Below are 19,327 nucleotides of genomic sequence, written 5' to 3'. Positions count from 1 at the left end.
CTTAGCGGTCCACGTCGGCCATAACGAAATCGATACTACCCAGGTACGCAATCATGTCCGCGACCATGCTGCCTTTGATCACCGAAGGGATCTGTTGCAGATGCGGGAAGCTTGGAGTGCGGATCCGGGTACGGTAGCTCATGGTGCCGCCGTCGCTCGTCAGGTAATAACTGTTGATGCCCTTGGTCGCTTCGATCATCTGGAAGGATTCGTTGGCCGGCATCACCGGGCCCCACGAAACTTGCAGGAAGTGCGTGATCAAGGTTTCGATGTGCTGCAGCGTGCGCTCTTTCGGCGGCGGCGTGGTCAGCGGGTGATCCGCCTTGTACGGGCCTTCCGGCATGTTGCGCATGCACTGGTCGATGATCTTGATGCTCTGGCGCATCTCTTCAACGCGAACCATGCAGCGGTCGTAGGCATCGCCATTGGCGGCCAGCGGTACTTCGAACTCGAAGTTCTCGTAGCCGGAGTACGGACGCGCTTTACGCAGGTCGAAATCGCAACCGGTCGAACGCAGGCCAGCACCGGTGACACCCCATTCCAGGGCTTCTTTGGTGTTGTACTGGGCAACGCCGATGGTACGACCCTTGAGGATGCTGTTCTGCAGGGCAGCCTTGGTGTATTCGTCGAGGCGTTTTGGCAGCCATTCAACGAAGTCTTTCACCAGTTTTTCCCAGCCGCGCGGCAGGTCGTGGGCAACACCACCGATGCGGTACCAGGCCGGGTGCAGACGGAAACCGGTGATGGCTTCGATCACCGTGTACGCCTTCTGGCGGTCGGTGAAGGTGAAGAACACCGGAGTCATGGCGCCGACGTCCTGGATGTAAGTACCCAGGAACAGCAGGTGGCTGGTGATCCGGAAGAACTCGGCCATCATGATGCGGATGACGTCGACCTTCTCAGGCACCTTGATGCCGGCCAGCTTCTCGACCGAGAGCACGTACGGCAGGTTGTTCATCACGCCGCCGAGGTAGTCGATACGGTCGGTGTACGGGATGAAACTGTGCCACGACTGACGCTCGGCCATCTTCTCGGCACCACGGTGGTGGTAACCGATGTCCGGCACGCAGTCGACGATCTCTTCACCGTCCAGTTGCAGAATGATGCGGAACGCACCGTGCGCCGAAGGGTGGTTCGGGCCGAGGTTGAGGAACATGTAGTCCTCGTTCGGGCCGGAGCGCTTCATGCCCCAGTCTTCAGGACGGAAGCGCGCGGCTTCTTCCTCAAGCTGTTGCTTGGCGAGGTTGAGGCTGTACGGATCGAATTCGGTGGCACGCGCCGGGAAGTCCTTGCGCAGCGGGTGACCTTCCCAGGTCGGCGGCATCATGATGCGCGACAGGTGCGGGTGACCTTTGAAGTCGATACCGAACATGTCCCAGACTTCACGCTCGTACCAGTTGGCGTTCGGCCAGATGCTGGTGACGGTCGGCAAGCTGAGGTCGCTCTCGGACAAGGCGACCTTGATCATCACGTCACTATTACGCTCCAGCGACATGAGGTGATAGAACACGGTGAACTCAGCGTCACTCGGCAGCCCTTGACGCTTGGTGCGCAGACGCTCGTCCACGCCGTGCAGGTCATAGAGCATGACGTACGGCTTGGGCAGGTTGCGCAGGAAAGTCAGGACTTCAACGAGCCTGGCGCGCGCGACCCACAGTACCGGCATGCCGGTACGGGTCGACTGAGCGGTGAACGCTTCGGCGCCAAAACGGTTGTTCAATTCAACGACCACATCCTGGTCGTCTGCCTTATAAGGCGGGATGTACAGAGCGCTGCCTGTAGTCATGGTTATTTTTTCGCTTTCGGTCAACGTAAAGAATGAAGCCAGCTTCTCGTTTCTTTTTCAGAACAGATTCTGGATCAGACTTCGTCAGGGCTGCGCAGGTTGGTGACTGCGATTCGCTGTTCGCGGCGCTGTTCCTTCTGCGAAGGCATGTCGGCGCGATAAACGCCTTGATCACCAACGACCCAGGAAAGCGGACGACGCTCCTGTCCAATCGATTCCTGCAACAGCATCAAGCCTTGCAAGAACGCTTCTGGACGGGGCGGGCAGCCAGGTACGTAGACGTCCACGGGCAGGAACTTGTCCACCCCTTGAACCACGGAGTAGATGTCGTACATGCCGCCAGAGTTGGCGCACGAACCCATGGAGATAACCCATTTCGGTTCGAGCATTTGCTCGTAGAGACGCTGAATGATCGGCGCCATCTTGATGAAGCAGGTTCCGGCGATAACCATGAAGTCGGCCTGACGCGGTGATGCCCGGATAACTTCGGCGCCAAAGCGCGCGATGTCGTGGGGCGCCGTGAAGGCGGTGGTCATTTCCACGTAGCAGCACGACAGGCCGAAGTTGTACGGCCACAGGGAGTTTTTACGTCCCCAGTTGACCGCGCCACTCAGCACGTCTTCCAGCTTGCCCATGAAAATGTTTTTGTGGACTTGATCTTCTAACGGATCGGAAACGGTTTCCCGTTCGCCAATCGGATATTGCTCGTTAGGAGCATCGGGGTCGATCCTGGTGAGATTGTATTGCATTGCCAAAGCCTCATTGTTTCAGCTTCGCCTGCCGCTTGCGACGAGCTTCCGGAGCCCAGTCAAGGGCGCCCACTCGGAACAGGTAGACAAGACCTGCCAACAGAATTGCTATGAAAACGAGAGCTTCGACGAATCCGGTCCAGCCGCTTTCGCGGACGGACACAGACCATGCAAAGAGAAAGAGGGCTTCGATATCGAAGATCACGAAGAGCATCGCGACCAGATAGAATTTGGCTGAGAGCCGCAAGCGGGCGCCACCGGTAGGTAGCATGCCGGACTCGAACGGTTCGTTTTTGCTGCGACCCCAGGCTTTTGACCCAAGGAGGCTGGAGACGCCAAGCATGAAGGCACACAGGCCGACGACACCCAGAAGGAAAATGGCAAAGCCCCAGTTGTGGGCCATGAGTCCTGTCGCTTCGGGCATGCTGGTAATCCTTAACAGAGAGCAAAGGTCTCTGAGCTTGATAAAGAAATAGGCAGTGACGATATGTCGCAGCAATCAATCGCGCTGATTTTATGGCTAAACACCCTGCAAGTAAAATTCCTATAGCGAAATTATTTATTGGAATAAGGACATAGCGCATCTCCAATGCCCTGCAGCCCATGCGTTGCGGGCATTAGGCGGGTTTATGCAAATAATGTTTTGTAGGGAATGTAACGAACATAGTTGCAGCTAAATGATAATTGATATCGTTTGGAGTGGTTTTGTAACTGTTTAACGGGATGGTAGTTGGGAAGTTGTCTTACTTGCACGTTACTGCAAGTAGCGACGGCGCCCGTTTTAGCGGATTTTTCTGACGGATGTAGCGCTCTGGATCAATGTTTTGTCTCGCGGTTGACGCTTTCCTGTGGGAGCGAGCTTGCTCGCGAATGCGGTTCATCATTCGACATGGATAGTGACTGGCAGGACGCCTTCGCGAGCAAGGTCGCTCCCACAGTGGTTTTGTGGTGTCTGGTAGATTATCTCGGGCAAAAAAACGCCCCGAACCAGTCGGGGCGCCAGTTTTGCGGCTCTGCGGTTAGCTTTCTATCCGATCCGCAAAGGCCGTTTGCTCAGCGAAGCCGAATCAGTGGAACTGTTCTTCTTCGGTCGAACCGGTCAGCGCGGTGACCGACGACGAGCCACCCTGAATCACGGTGGTCATGTCGTCGAAGTAGCCGGTGCCCACTTCCTGCTGGTGCGCCACGAAGGTGTAACCCTTGGCAGCGTCAGCGAATTCCTGCTCTTGCAGCTTCACGTAGGCAGTCATGTCGTTGCGGGCGTAGTCGTGCGCCAGGTTGAACATGCTGTGCCACATGTTGTGAATGCCGGCCAGGGTGATGAACTGGTGCTTGTAACCCATGGCGGACAGTTCGCGCTGGAACTTGGCGATGGTCGCGTCGTCCAGGTTTTTCTTCCAGTTGAAGGAAGGCGAGCAGTTGTACGACAGCAGTTGGTCCGGGTATTCCTTTTTGATCGCTTCGGCGAAACGACGAGCCTCGTCCAGATCCGGCTTGGCGGTTTCGCACCAGATCAGGTCGGCGTATGGCGCGTAAGCCAAGCCACGAGCGATGGCTTGATCCAGGCCGGCACGTACCTTGTAGAAACCTTCCTGAGTGCGCTCGCCAGTCACGAACGGCTGGTCGTACGGGTCGCAATCGGAGGTCAGCAGGTCAGCGGCGTTCGCGTCGGTACGGGCCAGAATGATGGTCGGGGTACCGGCAACGTCAGCAGCCAGACGCGCAGCGGTCAGCTTCTGTACGGCTTCCTGAGTTGGAACCAGTACTTTACCGCCCATGTGACCGCATTTTTTCACGGAAGCCAGTTGGTCTTCGAAGTGAACGCCGGCGGCGCCTGCTTCGATCATGCTCTTCATCAACTCGTAAGCGTTCAGTACGCCGCCGAAACCGGCTTCAGCGTCAGCCACAATCGGTGCGAAGTAGTCGATGTAGCCATCGTCGCCCGGGTTCTTGCCGGCTTTCCACTGGATCTGGTCAGCACGACGGAACGAGTTGTTGATGCGCTTGACCACGGTTGGAACCGAGTCCACCGGGTACAGCGACTGGTCCGGGTACATGGATTCTGCGGAGTTGTTGTCCGCAGCCACTTGCCAGCCCGACAGGTAGATTGCCTGGATACCGGCTTTAACCTGTTGAACAGCCTGGCCGCCGGTCAGGGCGCCCATGCAGTTGACGAAATCTTTCTCAGGACGGAAGGACGGCTTGGCACCCTGGGTGACCAGGTTCCACAGCTTGTCGGCGCCCATTTTTGCAAAGGTGTGCTCAGGTTGAACCGAGCCACGCAGACGGACGACGTCAGCAGCGGAGTAAGTGCGTGTCACGCCTTTCCAGCGCGGGTTTTCAGCCCAGTCTTTTTCGAGGGCTGCAATTTGCTGTTCGCGTGTCAGTGCCATGGAGATAAACCTCGTCGCGTCTTTTATGAAAAGTTGTTCTGCGGTGGAAAATTCCTGCGCTCGCTGACCAGAAGCTTAGGTGGTCAAGTCGGATTCGGCGGGGTAGGCGACGGGATGAACGATGGGCTCGAGGGGAAGTGAGCAGGTAGTGGCGGACTGTGGGCGCATGCGGGCGTCGTGGGCCTCTATACGGTCTACAGTGTGGAGCCGGGTTACCTAATTACGCTTCCGTCCCTCGGGACAACTTCGTTCCAGTCGGCAACCTCGTCAAACACACCTTGTGGGCGGTACAGACACGAAGCGGTTCGCGGGGTAGGTGCGAACATCGCTTCGAAGGCCCTTGCCAGGGCCTCTGATTAGCGGGAGCGAGGCCATCATGCCTTCGCTTTTTTGCCTCGTCAAACGTTTTGTAGTGCTTTTTTTCAAGCACTACATCTTTCGTCTAATACGACTAATCAGTCAGTTTTTGGTGCTTTAGTCCAGGGCGTCGACTTTCACCCGCAAGGTCATGTCATCCCGGCCTTGAGTCGAGTAGCTGCGGGTCAGGCCCTGTTTGTCGGCCTGAGTTTGGCGATTGACGCCGGCGAGGGTGATCCACTCGCCGAGACGTCCGCTGACAGTTGTGTCGGTGCTTTGCACGTTCACTACATCGGGACGTTCCTGGCTCATGCGGTCACGGTTGGTACTGATCGCCAGGTGAACGATGTCGCCAGTGACGCTGGCGGTGACGTAGAAACCCTGAGTGACGTTGCGGTATTGGGTCTGGCTGTTGTAACCGCCGTAGGAGTCACTTTGAACATTGGTGATCGGCACGCTCTGGCCGACCTGAATCAGCGCCGGCATGCCATCGGTGGCCTGCACCTGCTGCACGCCGCCGTCACGGCTGGTGGTGCTGCGGCTGATGATGCGGGTCTGGTTCGGCTTCGCGCCGTTGACCGAATAACCTTCGTCGCCACGGCCATTGTTTTCATTGGTGTCGACGGTGATCAGCAGGCGTTTTGGCGCCGTGTCGAGTTGCGTGATGAGCGCTTTGAGTTCCTGAATCTTGTCCGGTTCGGCCTTGATGATCAGTTGGTTGCCGTAGGCGCTGACCTGACCGTCCTTGCCGAGGAAGTCTTGCGCCATCGGCAGCATGTCAGTGCTGGTGCGGTAATTGAGAGGCACGATTTCTGTGGCTGCCATCACCGAAAAACTGCAGCCGAGCAGCAGGGTGGTGAGCAGGGTGCGTAGGGACATGTCCGTTATCTCCGCTTTCGAAAGGCTTGATATTGCCAGTTTGTCGGCCTTGGGTGGGGCAAGTTGAATCGTAGACAGCAAAACGCCCCGACATCGGTTGATGTCGGGGCGTGATCGTTCCCACGCTCTGCGTGGGAATGCAGCCAGTGACGCTCTGCGTCACATGCCGCAAGGGACGCGGAGCGTCACGAGAGGCATTCCCACACAGAGCGTGGGAACGATCAAGGCCGCGCTCAATCCGAATGCCGAACCATGTCGACATGCGGAATCCCGGCTTCGAGGAATTCCTCGCTGACCAAGCTGAAACCCAAGCGCTCATAGAACGCCGTGGCCTGAACCTGAGCACTGAGCATCTGCTGCTTCAGGCCACGCTCTTCGGCTTCAGCAATCACCGCTTGCATCAGCGCGTCACCGACCTTCATCCCGCGCCAGTCTTTCAGCACCGAAACCCGGCCAATGTGCCCATCAGGCAACAGGCGCGCAGTGCCAATCGGAAAGTCACCTTCAAACGCGAGGAAATGCACGGCGGTCGCGTCATCCGCGTCCCATTCCAGCTCAGGTGGCACCGATTGCTCGGCGATGAACACCGTTTCACGAATGCGCCGGATCTCGGCGATGTCCTTCTGCCAGTCTGCGACACGAACGCGAATCTTATTCATCGGCGAACCCCAGGCTCCCTTGCTTGACCAGTTGGCACAGCAAGCCGCAAGCGTCTTCGTCGTTCAGCCACTCACCGAGGTTGTCGGTGTGCAGGGCATCGGCGGCGCAGATCAGTTTCAGCAATTCGCGCAGTTTGCCCGGCAGGTAACGGCTCTGACCGCTGGCGAACAGCAGCAGGTCGTCATCGACTTCCGACCAGGCCAGACGCGCGCTCGGGTTGCGGATCAGAATGGCGCCATCCTGCAGGGCGGCGAGGAAGTCTTCTTCTTCGATTTCTTCCGGGCCGGCTACCAGTTCCGGGTAGCGCGGCTCGGTCATGTATTGGCCGAACCAGGTCAGCAGCAGGCGCTCGTCGCTCATGTGCTCGGCGAGCAGCGCTTTCAGGCGATCCAGTGCATCGTGTTGAATCTGGTGTGGATCGGCTGCTGGCTGTGCGTCGGCATCGGTGTAGCGCTCTTCGTCAGTCAGGAACTGGCTGAGGAAGTCGGTGAAGTGGGTCAGCACTTCGGATGCGCTTGGCGCACGGAAGCCGACCGAGTAGGTCATGCAGTTGTCGACAGCGACACCGCAATGGGCCAGGCGCGGCGGCAGGTAGAGCATGTCGCCCGGTTCCAGCGTCCACTCTTCGGTCTCGTGGAATTCAGCGAGGATGCGCAGATCCGCGTGTTGCAGCAGCGGGCTCTCGGAATCGCACATCTGGCCGATTTTCCAGTTGCGCTTGCCGTGACCTTGCAGCAGGAATACGTCGTAGTTGTCGAAGTGCGGGCCGACGCTGCCACCCGGGGCTGCGAAGCTGATCATCACATCGTCGACGCGCCAGCTCGGCAGGAAGCGGAAGTTTTCCAGCAACTCGCTGACTTCCGGGACGAATTGGTCGACCGCTTGCACCAGCAGGGTCCACTCTTTTTCCGGCAATTTGCTGAATTCATCTTCAGCGAACGGGCCGCGGCGCAGTTCCCAAGGGCGCTCGCCGTGCTCGATCACCAGGCGCGATTCGACTTCTTCTTCCAGGGCCAGGCCGGCCAGTTCGTCGGCGTCGATCGGGCTTTCGAAGTCAGGAATTGCCTGACGGATCAGCAGTGGCTTTTTCTGCCAGTAGTCGCGCAGGAACTCGCGTGCTGTGATGCCGCCCAGAAGTTGAAGAGGAATATCGGAATTCATATGTAACCTATTGAAAAAAAGCACTTTTCAGACGGGAATAAAAACGCCCGGCGCGGCCGGGCGTCTCAAACGGATCAAGCGGTCGATCAGATGCGTTTGGCTTGCGCTACGGCGTTGCCGATGTAGTTGGCCGGGGTCAGTTGCTTGAGCTCGGCTTTCGCTTCGGCAGGCATGTCCAGGCCATCGATGAAAGTCTGCAACGCTTCCGGGCTGATGCCCTTGCCGCGGGTCAGTTCTTTCAGCTTCTCGTACGGGTTTTCGATGTTGTAGCGGCGCATCACGGTCTGGATCGGCTCGGCCAACACTTCCCAGCAAGCGTCGAGGTCAGCGGCAATCTTCTGCTCGTTGAGCTCCAGTTTGCTGATGCCTTTGAGGCTGGCTTCGTAAGCGATCACGCTGTGGGCGAAGCCGACACCGAGGTTACGCAGTACGGTGGAGTCGGTCAGGTCGCGCTGCCAGCGGGAGATCGGCAGTTTGCTCGCCAGGTGCTGGAACAGTGCGTTGGCGATGCCCAAGTTGCCTTCGGAGTTTTCGAAGTCGATCGGGTTGACCTTGTGCGGCATGGTCGACGAGCCGATTTCGCCAGCGATGGTGCGCTGCTTGAAATAACCCAGGGAGATGTAGCCCCAGATGTCACGGTCGAAGTCGATCAGGATGGTGTTGAAACGCGCGATCGCGTCAAACAGCTCGGCGATGTAGTCGTGCGGTTCGATCTGCGTGGTGTACGGGTTGAAGCCCAGGCCCAGCTCGTCTTCGATGAAGGCGCGAGCGTTGGCTTCCCAGTCGATCTGCGGGTAGGCCGACAGGTGCGCGTTGTAGTTGCCGACAGCGCCGTTGATCTTGCCCAGCAGTGGCACGGCAGCGACCTGAGCAATTTGACGCTCGAGACGGTAAACCACGTTCGCCAGCTCTTTACCCAGAGTGGTCGGCGAAGCCGGCTGACCGTGGGTGCGCGACAGCATCGGCACGTCAGCGAAACGGATGGCCAGTTCGCGGATGGCGTTGGCGGTCTGGCGCATCAGCGGCAGCATCACGTCGTCACGGCCTTCGCGCAGCATCAGGGCGTGGGACAGGTTGTTGATGTCTTCGCTGGTGCAGGCAAAGTGGATGAACTCGCTGACCTTGGCCAGCTCCGGCAGCTTGGCCGCCTGCTCTTTGAGCAGGTATTCGATCGCTTTGACGTCATGGTTGGTGGTGCGCTCGATCTCTTTGACGCGCTCGGCGTGCTCCAGCGAGAAGTTTTCAGCCAGTTCATTGAGAACGGCGTTGGCCTCGGCGGAGAAGGCTGGCACTTCTGGGATACCAGCGTGGGCGGCCAGGCGCTGGAGCCAGCGCACTTCAACCAGAACGCGGGCACGGATCAAACCGTACTCGCTGAAAATCGGGCGCAGGGCCTGGGTTTTGCCGGCGTAGCGGCCGTCAACAGGGGAAACCGCAGTGAGCGAAGAAAGCTGCATGGGGTGTTCTCGGACAGTCGGGCAACGAAATGGGGCGCGTATCATACATGAAAAAATCCGCCGGTCCGTTGCCAACTGACCGGCGTATTACGCGTTACAGACTACAAAGCTTTTATTGCAGGGCGATTTACTCGCTGCGCATCAACGGATACAGCTCTTTGAGCAGCTTGCGCCGGCTGATCACCAACTGCCAGCGATGGCCGCCGAGCTGCCGCCACAGACGCGCCGAACGAATGCCGGCGAGCAACAGGGCGCGAATCTTCGAGGCATTGCTCGGTTGCTGCAGGTTGCGCATGTCGCCGTGCACCTGAATGCGTTGGCGCAGCGTGCTCAGGGTGTCCTGATACAGCGCGCCGCAAGCCGCCACCACGTTTTCGTGGGCCGGGCCGAAATGCTCGACCTGCGACTGAATCTGCGGCAAGCGTTTGCCGATGATGTCGAGCATGTCGTCACGCTTGGCCAGTTGCCGCTCAAGACCGAGCATCGACAGGGCGTAGCGCAGTGGCTCGCGTTGCAGCGTGCTCGGGTCGCGCTCGAGGGCGCCGATCAGTGCACGGTAGCCTTCGCGCAGATTGATGTCGTCGCCGCCGTACACGTCCAGCGTGTCCTTCGGATCGCGCACCAGCAGGCTGCCAAGCATGCAGCTCAGGCCGGCTTCGCTGGTCTGGCCGGTCTTGGCGATCCGGTCGACCAGCACGGCAGCGAGAAACACGCCGCCGAGTGCCGTCAGTTGCTCCTGAGTCGGGCTCATGCCTGGCCGCTCCACGGCTCGGCGACTTCGATCACGCCGCCACCGAGGCAGATTTCACCGTCATAGAACACCACGGACTGGCCCGGCGTCACCGCGCGTTGCGGTTCGTCGAACACGGCGCGGTAGCCGCTGGCGGTTTTTTCCAGTGTGCAGGCCTGGTCGCTCTGGCGATAACGCACTTTGGCGGTCAGGCGCAGCGGCTGGCTCAGGTCGATCGGGTTGACCCAATAGATTTCCGAAGCGAGCAGGGCGCCGGAGAACAGCCACGGATGGTTGTTGCCCTGGCCGACGATCAGCTCGTTGCTGTCGAGATCCTTGCGCAGCACGTACCACGGCTCATCGCCGGCGTCTTTCAAACCGCCGATGCCAAGGCCCTGGCGCTGACCGATGGTGTGGTACATCAAACCGTGGTGACGGCCGATGACTTCGCCTTCGGTGGTTTTGATTTCGCCCGGTTGCGCTGGCAGGTATTGCTTGAGGAAGTCGCTGAAACGACGCTCGCCGATGAAGCAGATTCCGGTGGAATCCTTCTTCTTGGCGGTCGCCAGCTCGTATTTCTCGGCAATTGCGCGCACTTCCGGCTTTTCCAGTTCGCCGACCGGGAACAGGGTCTTGGCGATCTGTTCGCCGCCAACGGCGTGCAGGAAGTAGCTCTGATCCTTGTTTGGATCGAGGCCTTTGAGCAGTTCGGTGCGGCCATCGATGTCGCGGCGGCGCACGTAGTGACCAGTGGCGATCAGGTCGGCGCCGAGCATCATGGCGTAGTCGAGGAACGCCTTGAACTTGATTTCGCGGTTACAGAGGATGTCCGGGTTCGGCGTGCGTCCGGCCTTGTATTCGGCCAGGAAGTGCTCGAACACGTTGTCCCAGTACTCGGCAGCGAAGTTCGCGGTGTGCAGCTTGATGCCAATCTTGTCGCAGACAGCCTGGGCATCCGCCAAGTCGTCCATGGCGGTGCAGTATTCCGTTCCGTCGTCTTCTTCCCAGTTCTTCATGAACAGGCCTTCCACTTCATAACCCTGCTCGATCAGCAGGAGAGCGGAAACGGAAGAGTCCACGCCGCCGGACATGCCGACAATGACGCGCTTCTTGGATGTGTCAGAAGGGGCTGGATCACGCATAGGGATTCAATGAGTGTCTTGAAAAAGGACGCGATTCTAGCAGGCTCGCGGCCTCAAGGCTAAAGAGAAGGGCGGATCAGTTCGAGGCTGAAGTGATGACCGGCCAGATAATCGTCGATGCAACGGATGATCAGCTCGCTGCGCCAGTTGTCGCGTTGGGCGATTAATTCGTCGCGGGTCAGCCACTTGGCGCCGACGATGCCGTCATCGAGCTGGTAATCCGCGTGGTGTTTGACGGCTTTGGCGCTGAAGCACACGCGCTGGTAGGTCACGCCGTTGCTCGGCGCGGTGTACAGGTAAATGCCGATGACGCCGGTGGGTTCGACGTCCCAGCCGGTTTCTTCGAGGGTTTCGCGCACGGCGGCATCGATCAGGGTTTCGTTCGGGTCGAGATGGCCGGCGGGCTGGTTGAGTACGTTACGCCCGGCCTTGTGTTCCTCGACCATCAGGAAACGACCGTTGTCCTCGACGATGGTGGCGACGGTGATGTGGGGGAGCCATTCCATAAAACCTTCCTCAATCTGTTGGTTGACCCCAAATCCCCTGTGGGAGCGAGCTTGCTCGCGAAGGCGGCGGGTCAGTCAATGAAAATGCTGAATGATAAACCGCATTCGCGAGCAAGCTCGCTCCCACATTGGATTGTGTGTTGTCAGCAGAAACACAAACCCCGGCACAAGGCCGGGGTTTGTGATGTTCCCTTTACAACCTTAAACCAGCGCAGCAATCGCCGCGTTGAGGGTTGCGCTTGGGCGCATGGCCTTGCTGATCAGCTCGGCATTGGCGTGGTAGTAACCGCCGATGTCGACTGGCTTGCCCTGAACGGCGTTGAGCTCGGCAACGATGGTTGCTTCGTTCTCGGTCAGAGTCTTGGCCAGCGTCGCGAACTGCGCTTGCAGTGCAGCGTCTTCAATCTGGGCAGCCAGGGCCTGAGCCCAGTACATCGCCAGGTAGAAGTGGCTGCCGCGGTTGTCGATGTTGCCGACTTTGCGCGATGGCGACTTGTTGTTGTCGAGGAACTGGCCAGTGGCCTGATCCAGAGTCTTCGACAGCACCAGTGCTTTCGGATTGTTGTAGTTCACGCCCAGATGCTCAAGGGACGCCGCCAGTGCGAGAAACTCGCCCAGCGAATCCCAGCGCAGGAAGTTCTCTTCAACCAGTTGCTGCACGTGCTTCGGCGCCGAACCGCCAGCGCCGGTTTCGAACAGGCCACCGCCGTTCATCAGCGGCACGATCGACAGCATCTTGGCGCTGGTGCCCAGTTCCATGATCGGGAACAGGTCGGTCAGGTAGTCGCGCAGGACGTTGCCGGTCACCGAAATGGTGTCCTTGCCTTCGCGGGTGCGCTGCAGGGTGAACTTCATCGCGTCGACCGGCGCCATGATCTGGATGTCCAGACCGGCCGTGTCGTGATCCTTCAGGTAAGCCTGAACTTTCTCGATCACTACGCCGTCGTGAGCGCGCATCGGGTCCAGCCAGAAGATCGCTGGGGTGCTGCTTGCGCGAGCACGGTTGACGGCCAGTTTGACCCAGTCCTGGATCGGCGCATCTTTGGTCTGGCACATGCGGAAGATGTCGCCGGCTTCAACAGCCTGTTCCATCAGCAGGTTGCCCTTGCTGTCGGTGACGCGAACCACGCCGTCAGCCTTGATCTGGAAAGTCTTGTCGTGCGAGCCGTACTCTTCGGCTTTCTTCGCCATCAGACCAACGTTTGGCACGCTGCCCATGGTGGTCGGGTCGAAAGCGCCATTGGCTTTGCAGTCTTCGATAACCGCCTGGTAGATGGTTGCGTAGCAACGATCCGGGATAACCGCCTTGGTGTCGTGCAGTTGACCGTCGGTGCCCCACATTTTGCCGGAGTCACGGATCATCGCTGGCATCGAGGCGTCGACGATAACGTCGCTCGGCACGTGCAGGTTGGTGATGCCTTTATCGGAGTTGACCATCGCCAGCGATGGACGAGCAGCGTAGACCGCAGCCATGTCTGCTTCGATCTGAGCCTGTTGCTCGGCCGGCAGGGCCTTGATGCGAGCGTACAGATCGCCGATGCCGTTGTTCAGGTTGAAGCCGATCTCGGCCAGCACGTCAGCGTGCTTGGTCAGTGCGTCTTTATAGAACTCGGCAACGATCTGGCCGAACATGATCGGGTCGGAGACCTTCATCATGGTCGCTTTCAGGTGAACCGAGAGCAGCACGCCTTGAGCCTTGGCGCTTTCGATTTCAGCAGCGATGAACGCGCGCAGAGCGTTTTTGCTCATCACGGCGCAGTCGAGGATCTCGCCGGCCTGAACGGTGGTTTTTTCTTTCAGGACGGTCGCGGTGTCGTCTTTGGCGATCAGCTCGATCTTCACAGCGTCAGCGGCGTCGATCAGGGCAGCTTTTTCGCTGCCGTAGAAATCGCCGGTGCTCATGTGAGCGACGTGGGACTTGGAGTCTTTGGCCCAGGCGCCCATTTTGTGCGGGTGCTTGCGTGCGTAGTTCTTCACCGACAGCGGAGCGCGACGGTCAGAGTTGCCTTCACGCAGAACCGGGTTCACGGCGCTGCCCTTGACCTTGTCGTAACGCGCCTTGGCGTCTTTGTCGGCGTCGCTGGTTACGGTTTCCGGGTAGTCCGGCAGGTTGTAACCCTGAGCTTGCAGCTCTTTGATCGCGGCTTGCAGCTGTGGCACCGAAGCGCTGATGTTCGGCAGCTTGATGATGTTGGCTTCAGGCGTAACGGCCAGGTCGCCCAGTTCGGCGAGGTGGTCGGCTACGGCTTTGTCGCCCAGTTGCTCGGGGAAGCTGGCCAGAATGCGCGCTGCAAGAGAGATATCGCGGGTTTCCACGGCGATATCGGCCGAGGCGGTGTAAGCCTCGATGATCGGCAGCAGGGAATAGGTGGCGAGGGCAGGAGCTTCGTCGGTGAAGGTATAGATGATCTTCGAGCGGGTGGGCATATTCGGATTAACTCTCTCTTCTTTGCTAAAGCGTGCGCAGAAACTCGAGGGGCGCCGGGTAAGCGCGTTCGTTCAAAGTCATCCATGAACCGAATGTCGAGATTCTTCGCGGTGATGTTGGGTGCATCAGTAGAGCGTCAAGCAGTCGGGCTGCGGTAACAGTCCGGCTATAAGGCGGAAAGTCTCGTTCTAGAGAGGCCAACCGTCGTGACCCTGTGGTCAGCGGGCGGCATTATACATAGGTAGCTGGCAATCTGCCGATGGTTCATATGCAACGATTCTCGTCCATTGGTCTAAAGGTCGCAGGGCAGGGTGGCGCGTAGAGTCGTTGCGAATGCTTGAGTTTGGCGCTTTTCCCTTTGCTTTCAGGCTTGTACGAAACGAGATGTAGGCGCGCCACGAACAGAGGGTTTGCGTGTTGATTTAACTGGGTTACGCTCGAAGCAAGCCAGATGTTCAATCCAAACAATGGAGTTCAGCATGGGTTACAAGAAGATTCAGGTTCCAGCCGTCGGCGACAAAATCTCCGTCAATGCAGACCATTCTCTCAATGTTCCTGATAACCCGATCATCCCCTTCATCGAAGGTGACGGCATTGGTGTCGACATCAGTCCGGTGATGATCAAGGTTGTCGATGCTGCAGTTCAAAAGGCATACGGCGGTAAACGCAAGATTTCCTGGATGGAAGTCTACGCCGGGGAAAAAGCCACTCAGGTTTACGATCAGGACACCTGGCTACCTCAGGAAACCCTCGACGCAGTCAAGGATTACGTGGTTTCCATCAAAGGCCCGCTGACCACGCCGGTCGGTGGCGGCATCCGCTCGCTGAACGTGGCTCTGCGTCAGCAACTCGACCTATACGTCTGCCTGCGCCCGGTGCGCTGGTTCGAAGGCGTGCCAAGCCCGGTGAAAAAGCCCGGCGACGTCGACATGACCATTTTCCGCGAGAACTCCGAAGACATCTACGCGGGTATTGAGTGGAAGGCCGGTTCGCCGGAAGCCACCAAAGTCATCAAATTCCTTAAAGAAGAAATGGGCGTCACCAAGATCCGTTTCGACGAAAACTGCGGCATCGGCGTCAAGCCGGTTTCGCTGGAAGGCACCAAGCGTCTGGCACGCAAGGCTCTGCAGTATGTGGTCGATAACGACCGTGATTCGCTGACCATCGTGCACAAAGGCAACATCATGAAGTTCACCGAAGGTGCCTTCAAAGAGTGGGCCTACGAAGTGGCAGCCGAAGAATTCGGTGCGACTCTGCTCGACGGCGGCCCGTGGATGCAGTTCAAAAACCCGAAAACCGGCAAGAACGTTGTGGTCAAGGATGCCATCGCTGACGCCATGCTCCAGCAGATCCTGCTGCGCCCGGCCGAATACGATGTGATCGCGACCCTCAACCTTAACGGCGACTACCTCTCTGACGCCCTGGCGGCGGAAGTGGGCGGTATCGGTATCGCGCCGGGCGCCAACCTGTCCGACACCGTGGCGATGTTCGAAGCCACCCACGGTACGGCGCCGAAGTACGCCGGCAAGGATCAGGTCAACCCGGGTTCGCTGATTCTGTCGGCCGAGATGATGCTGCGCCACATGGGCTGGACCGAAGCGGCGGATCTGATCATCAAGGGTACCAACGGCGCCATTAGTGCCAAGACCGTGACCTATGACTTCGAGCGTCTGATGGAGGGGGCCAAGCTGGTTTCGTCTTCGGGCTTCGGCGATGCGCTGATTTCGCATATGTAAAACGCGGGCACATAAAAACCGCCTGACTCGATGAATTGAGTCAGGCGGTTTTTTTAGGGCCGGGTGTCTTGGGCGAGGTTGCTCAGCTCACGACTGCATCGTGGTTGATGTCACTGGTTGCGGCGGCGGCTCCTGCTGCACCCACAGCTTCATCCACTGTGTTCTTGTCCTGAATCGCGATTGCGTGCAGGCCTTTGGGGCCTTGAAGGAGTTCGAAGTACACCTCTTGGCCTGCCTTCAGGGTTTTATAGCCTTCCATCTGGATAGCCGAGTAGTGGGCAAACAGATCCTCTGTCTGGCCGTTCTCGATAATGAATCCAAAACCCTTGGCATTGTTGAACCATTTCACCTTGCCGACAGCCATGCTCAAATCCCTCTGCAACAGACTCCATCGCTGGAGTATCATCCAGTTCATCCGCAATCTTATTCGTTAAAAGAATTGACTCCGCGGATCTTTTTTACCCACTGTGGGCTCTATTGGTTGTAACACCGTTTTCCCGATAGTCAAGGTGACCGGGCAGTCGGAGTTGAAAACGTGGACAACCGCCCCCACCACTGTATTTGCACAACTGACGAACCTTTCTTTCCATGCATGCAATCAGCCAGATTCGACTAACATTCAATCAGGATCGCCCGCTTCTCCAAAAGGATCTTCCAGAGGAGCACGACGACGATTCGGCAGGCGTTGCTGTTCAGGAAGCAAAGCCTGCGTTACAGGCGCCGCCGATGTACAAGGTGGTTTTGTTCAACGATGACTACACACCGATGGATTTCGTCGTCGAAGTGCTCGAGGTGTTTTTTAACCTGAATCGCGAGCTGGCGACCAAGGTCATGCTGGCCGTCCACACAGAAGGACGGGCAGTATGTGGAGTGTTTACCCGCGACATCGCCGAGACAAAGGCCATGCAGGTCAACCAGTACGCCAGGGAAAGCCAGCATCCGCTACTCTGTGAAATCGAGAAGGACGGTTAATCGCCGACCACTTGGGTATGAGGTGAAGCTATGTTAAACCGCGAGCTCGAAGTCACCCTCAATCTAGCCTTCAAAGAGGCTCGTTCGAAACGTCATGAATTCATGACCGTCGAACACCTTTTGCTGGCCCTATTGGACAATGAGGCTGCCGCCACCGTTTTGCGTGCATGCGGCGCAAACCTCGACAAACTCAAGCATGACCTGCAGGAGTTCATCGACTCCACCACGCCATTGATCCCCGTTCATGACGAAGATCGCGAAACCCAGCCAACCCTGGGCTTCCAGCGTGTACTGCAACGTGCTGTTTTCCACGTACAGAGCTCGGGCAAACGCGAAGTAACCGGCGCTAACGTGCTGGTTGCAATCTTCAGTGAGCAAGAGAGTCAGGCAGTGTTCCTGCTGAAACAGCAGAGCGTTGCGCGCATCGATGTCGTCAATTACATCGCACACGGCATTTCCAAAGTGCCGGGGCATGGCGATCACTCTGAAGGTGAACAAGATATGCAGGACGACGAGGGCGGTGAGTCTTCTTCTTCAGGCAATCCTCTGGATGCTTATGCCAGCAACCTCAACGAACTCGCGCGCCAGGGTCGTATCGATCCGCTGGTCGGCCGTGAATCGGAAGTCGAGCGTGTCGCGCAGATCCTCGCGCGTCGGCGCAAAAACAATCCTTTGCTGGTTGGCGAGGCGGGTGTGGGTAAAACCGCGATTGCTGAAGGTCTGGCCAAGCGCATTGTCGACAACCAGGTGCCGGACCTGCTGGCCAACAGCGTTGTTTACTCCCTCGACCTCGGTGCTCTGCTCGCGGGCACCAAGTATCGCGGTGATTTCGAGAAACGCTTCAAGGCGCTGCTCAATGAACTGAAAAAACGTCCGCAGGCAATCCTGTTCATCGACGAGATCCACACCATCATCGGTGCCGGCGCTGCGTCGGGCGGGGTCATGGACGCTTCGAATCTGCTCAAGCCGCTGCTGTCGTCTGGCGACATTCGCTGCATCGGTTCGACCACGTTCCAGGAATTCCGCGGCATTTTCGAGAAGGATCGTGCTTTGGCACGTCGCTTCCAGAAGGTCGATGTCGTCGAGCCGTCGGTGGAAGACACCATCGGCATCCTGCGCGGCCTGAAAGGGCGTTTCGAGCAGCACCACAACATCGAGTACAGCGATGAGTCGTTGCGCGCCGCTGCTGAACTGGCATCGCGCTACATCAATGACCGGCATATGCCGGACAAGGCCATCGACGTAATCGACGAGGCGGGCGCCTATCAGCGTCTGCAGCCGGTCGAAAAACGTGTCAAGCGCATTGAAGTGCCGCAGGTTGAAGACATCGTCGCGAAAATCGCGCGGATTCCGCCTAAGCACGTCACCAGTTCCGACAAGGAACTGCTGCGTAACCTGGAGCGTGACCTGAAGTTGACGGTGTTTGGTCAGGACGCAGCAATCGATTCGTTGTCGACGGCGATCAAACTGTCTCGCGCCGGGCTGAAATCACCTGACAAGCCAGTCGGTTCGTTCCTGTTCGCAGGCCCGACCGGTGTCGGTAAAACCGAGGCCGCGCGGCAATTGGCCAAGGCCTTGGGGATCGAACTGGTTCGCTTCGACATGTCCGAGTACATGGAGCGTCACACCGTATCGCGTCTGATCGGTGCACCTCCGGGCTATGTCGGTTTCGATCAGGGCGGTCTGTTGACCGAAGCGATCACCAAGCAGCCGCATTGCGTGTTGCTGCTCGATGAAATCGAGAAGGCGCATCCGGAAGTCTTCAACCTGCTGTTGCAAGTGATGGACCACGGCACGCTGACCGACAACAATGGGCGCAAGGCCGACTTCCGCAACGTGATCGTGATCATGACCACCAACGCCGGTGCCGAAACGGCCGCGCGGGCTTCGATCGGTTTCACACATCAGGACCACTCGTCTGATGCGATGGAAGTGATCAAGAAGAGCTTCACGCCGGAGTTCCGTAACCGTCTGGACACCATTATCCAGTTTGGTCGCCTCAGTCATGAGGTCATCAAAAGTGTGGTGGACAAGTTCCTTACCGAGCTTCAGGCGCAGCTGGAAGACAAGCGTGTGCTGCTTGAGGTCACTGATGCTGCGCGTAGCTGGCTGGCGGCAGGTGGTTATGACTCGGCGATGGGCGCGCGTCCGATGGCGCGTCTGATCCAGGACAAGATCAAGCGTCCGTTGGCGGAGGAGATTCTGTTTGGCGAGCTGGCCGAGCATGGCGGTGTGGTTCACATCGACATCAAGGATGGTGAGTTGACGTTTGACTTCGAGACTACCGCTGAGATGGCCTGATGGCTTGATGTAGATTGGAAAGGCGCCTTCGGGCGCCTTTTTGTTGTCTGGGTTTTTTGGTGAATATCCG

The 19,327-nt window shown here is 58.3% G+C and carries 16 protein-coding genes; 3 read left to right on the top strand and 13 right to left on the bottom strand.

The window, feature by feature from the left end; translation table 11 throughout:
* Position 1: 1 nt before the first annotated feature.
* The 12 genes from nuoC to ACZZ0G_RS00620 all read right to left on the bottom strand — a co-directional run bounded on the left by nuoC (position 2) and on the right by ACZZ0G_RS00620 (position 14,247).
* Positions 2-1,786, bottom strand: a complete 1,785-nt coding sequence (gene nuoC / locus ACZZ0G_RS00675; RefSeq protein WP_007920189.1) for an NADH-quinone oxidoreductase subunit C/D — start codon at positions 1,784-1,786, stop codon at positions 2-4.
* A gap of 74 nt (positions 1,787-1,860) precedes the next feature.
* Positions 1,861-2,535 carry a NuoB/complex I 20 kDa subunit family protein gene (locus ACZZ0G_RS00670; protein ID WP_003223809.1) on the bottom strand — a complete coding sequence of 225 codons (675 nt, stop codon included), beginning with the start codon at positions 2,533-2,535 and terminating at the stop codon, positions 1,861-1,863.
* Positions 2,536-2,545: 10 nt separating this feature from the next.
* Complete coding sequence (locus tag ACZZ0G_RS00665; RefSeq protein WP_003223812.1) at positions 2,546-2,959, bottom strand: NADH-quinone oxidoreductase subunit A; 414 nt, start codon at positions 2,957-2,959, stop codon at positions 2,546-2,548.
* Between the two features lie 643 nt (positions 2,960-3,602).
* On the bottom strand, positions 3,603-4,928 hold the full coding sequence (gene aceA, locus ACZZ0G_RS00660; protein ID WP_007920195.1) for an isocitrate lyase: 1,326 nt from the start codon (positions 4,926-4,928) through the stop codon (positions 3,603-3,605).
* 474 nt (positions 4,929-5,402) lie between these two features.
* Positions 5,403-6,164: a secretin N-terminal domain-containing protein gene (locus tag ACZZ0G_RS00655; protein ID WP_463554942.1), complete on the bottom strand. Its 762-nt coding sequence runs from the start codon at positions 6,162-6,164 to the stop codon at positions 5,403-5,405.
* 233 nt (positions 6,165-6,397) lie between these two features.
* Positions 6,398-6,823 (bottom strand): GNAT family N-acetyltransferase, encoded by a 426-nt coding sequence (locus ACZZ0G_RS00650; RefSeq protein WP_463395649.1) that lies wholly within the window; start codon positions 6,821-6,823, stop codon positions 6,398-6,400.
* Positions 6,816-7,985, bottom strand: coding sequence for a ribosomal protein uL16 3-hydroxylase (locus ACZZ0G_RS00645; RefSeq protein WP_463554941.1), 1,170 nt, complete (start codon positions 7,983-7,985; stop codon positions 6,816-6,818). The genes ACZZ0G_RS00650 and ACZZ0G_RS00645 overlap by 8 nt, the downstream gene beginning before the upstream one ends.
* An 86-nt stretch (positions 7,986-8,071) precedes the next feature.
* Complete coding sequence (gene purB, locus ACZZ0G_RS00640; protein WP_003223822.1) at positions 8,072-9,442, bottom strand: adenylosuccinate lyase; 1,371 nt, start codon at positions 9,440-9,442, stop codon at positions 8,072-8,074.
* Between the two features lie 127 nt (positions 9,443-9,569).
* Entirely contained in the window at positions 9,570-10,193 is a 624-nt protein-coding gene (hflD, locus tag ACZZ0G_RS00635) for a high frequency lysogenization protein HflD (protein WP_122606186.1), read from the bottom strand.
* A complete protein-coding gene (gene mnmA, locus ACZZ0G_RS00630) occupies positions 10,190-11,314 on the bottom strand; it encodes a tRNA 2-thiouridine(34) synthase MnmA (protein ID WP_122606188.1) in 1,125 nt (374 codons plus the stop codon). The genes hflD and mnmA overlap by 4 nt, the downstream gene beginning before the upstream one ends.
* Positions 11,315-11,373: 59 nt before the next feature.
* Entirely contained in the window at positions 11,374-11,820 is a 447-nt protein-coding gene (locus ACZZ0G_RS00625) for an NUDIX hydrolase (RefSeq protein WP_463554940.1), read from the bottom strand.
* 201 nt (positions 11,821-12,021) lie between these two features.
* Complete coding sequence (locus ACZZ0G_RS00620) at positions 12,022-14,247, bottom strand: NADP-dependent isocitrate dehydrogenase (protein ID WP_463554939.1); 2,226 nt, start codon at positions 14,245-14,247, stop codon at positions 12,022-12,024.
* A 480-nt stretch (positions 14,248-14,727) separates the two neighbouring features.
* On the opposite strand from ACZZ0G_RS00620, the gene icd reads away from it, so the two are divergent.
* The gene (icd, locus tag ACZZ0G_RS00615) at positions 14,728-15,984 is read left to right on the top strand and encodes an NADP-dependent isocitrate dehydrogenase (RefSeq protein ID WP_150597244.1); all 1,257 of its coding nucleotides are present in this window, start codon (positions 14,728-14,730) and stop codon (positions 15,982-15,984) included.
* Positions 15,985-16,066: 82 nt separating this feature from the next.
* Here the strand turns inward: icd and cspD are convergent, their stop codons facing one another.
* Positions 16,067-16,348, bottom strand: a complete 282-nt coding sequence (gene cspD / locus ACZZ0G_RS00610; protein WP_463554938.1) for a cold shock domain-containing protein CspD — start codon at positions 16,346-16,348, stop codon at positions 16,067-16,069.
* Positions 16,349-16,572: 224 nt separating this feature from the next.
* Between cspD and clpS the strand changes: the two genes are divergently transcribed.
* Positions 16,573-16,956 (top strand): ATP-dependent Clp protease adapter ClpS, encoded by a 384-nt coding sequence (gene clpS, locus ACZZ0G_RS00605; protein WP_016987405.1) that lies wholly within the window; start codon positions 16,573-16,575, stop codon positions 16,954-16,956.
* 30 nt (positions 16,957-16,986) lie between these two features.
* Positions 16,987-19,257 (top strand): ATP-dependent Clp protease ATP-binding subunit ClpA, encoded by a 2,271-nt coding sequence (gene clpA / locus ACZZ0G_RS00600; RefSeq protein WP_016987404.1) that lies wholly within the window; start codon positions 16,987-16,989, stop codon positions 19,255-19,257.
* The last annotated feature ends 70 nt before the right edge of the window (positions 19,258-19,327 follow it).

The sequence above is a fragment of the Pseudomonas sp. AC169 genome, assembly GCF_979258515.1.
This window is presented reverse-complemented; position numbering and strand designations above follow the sequence as displayed.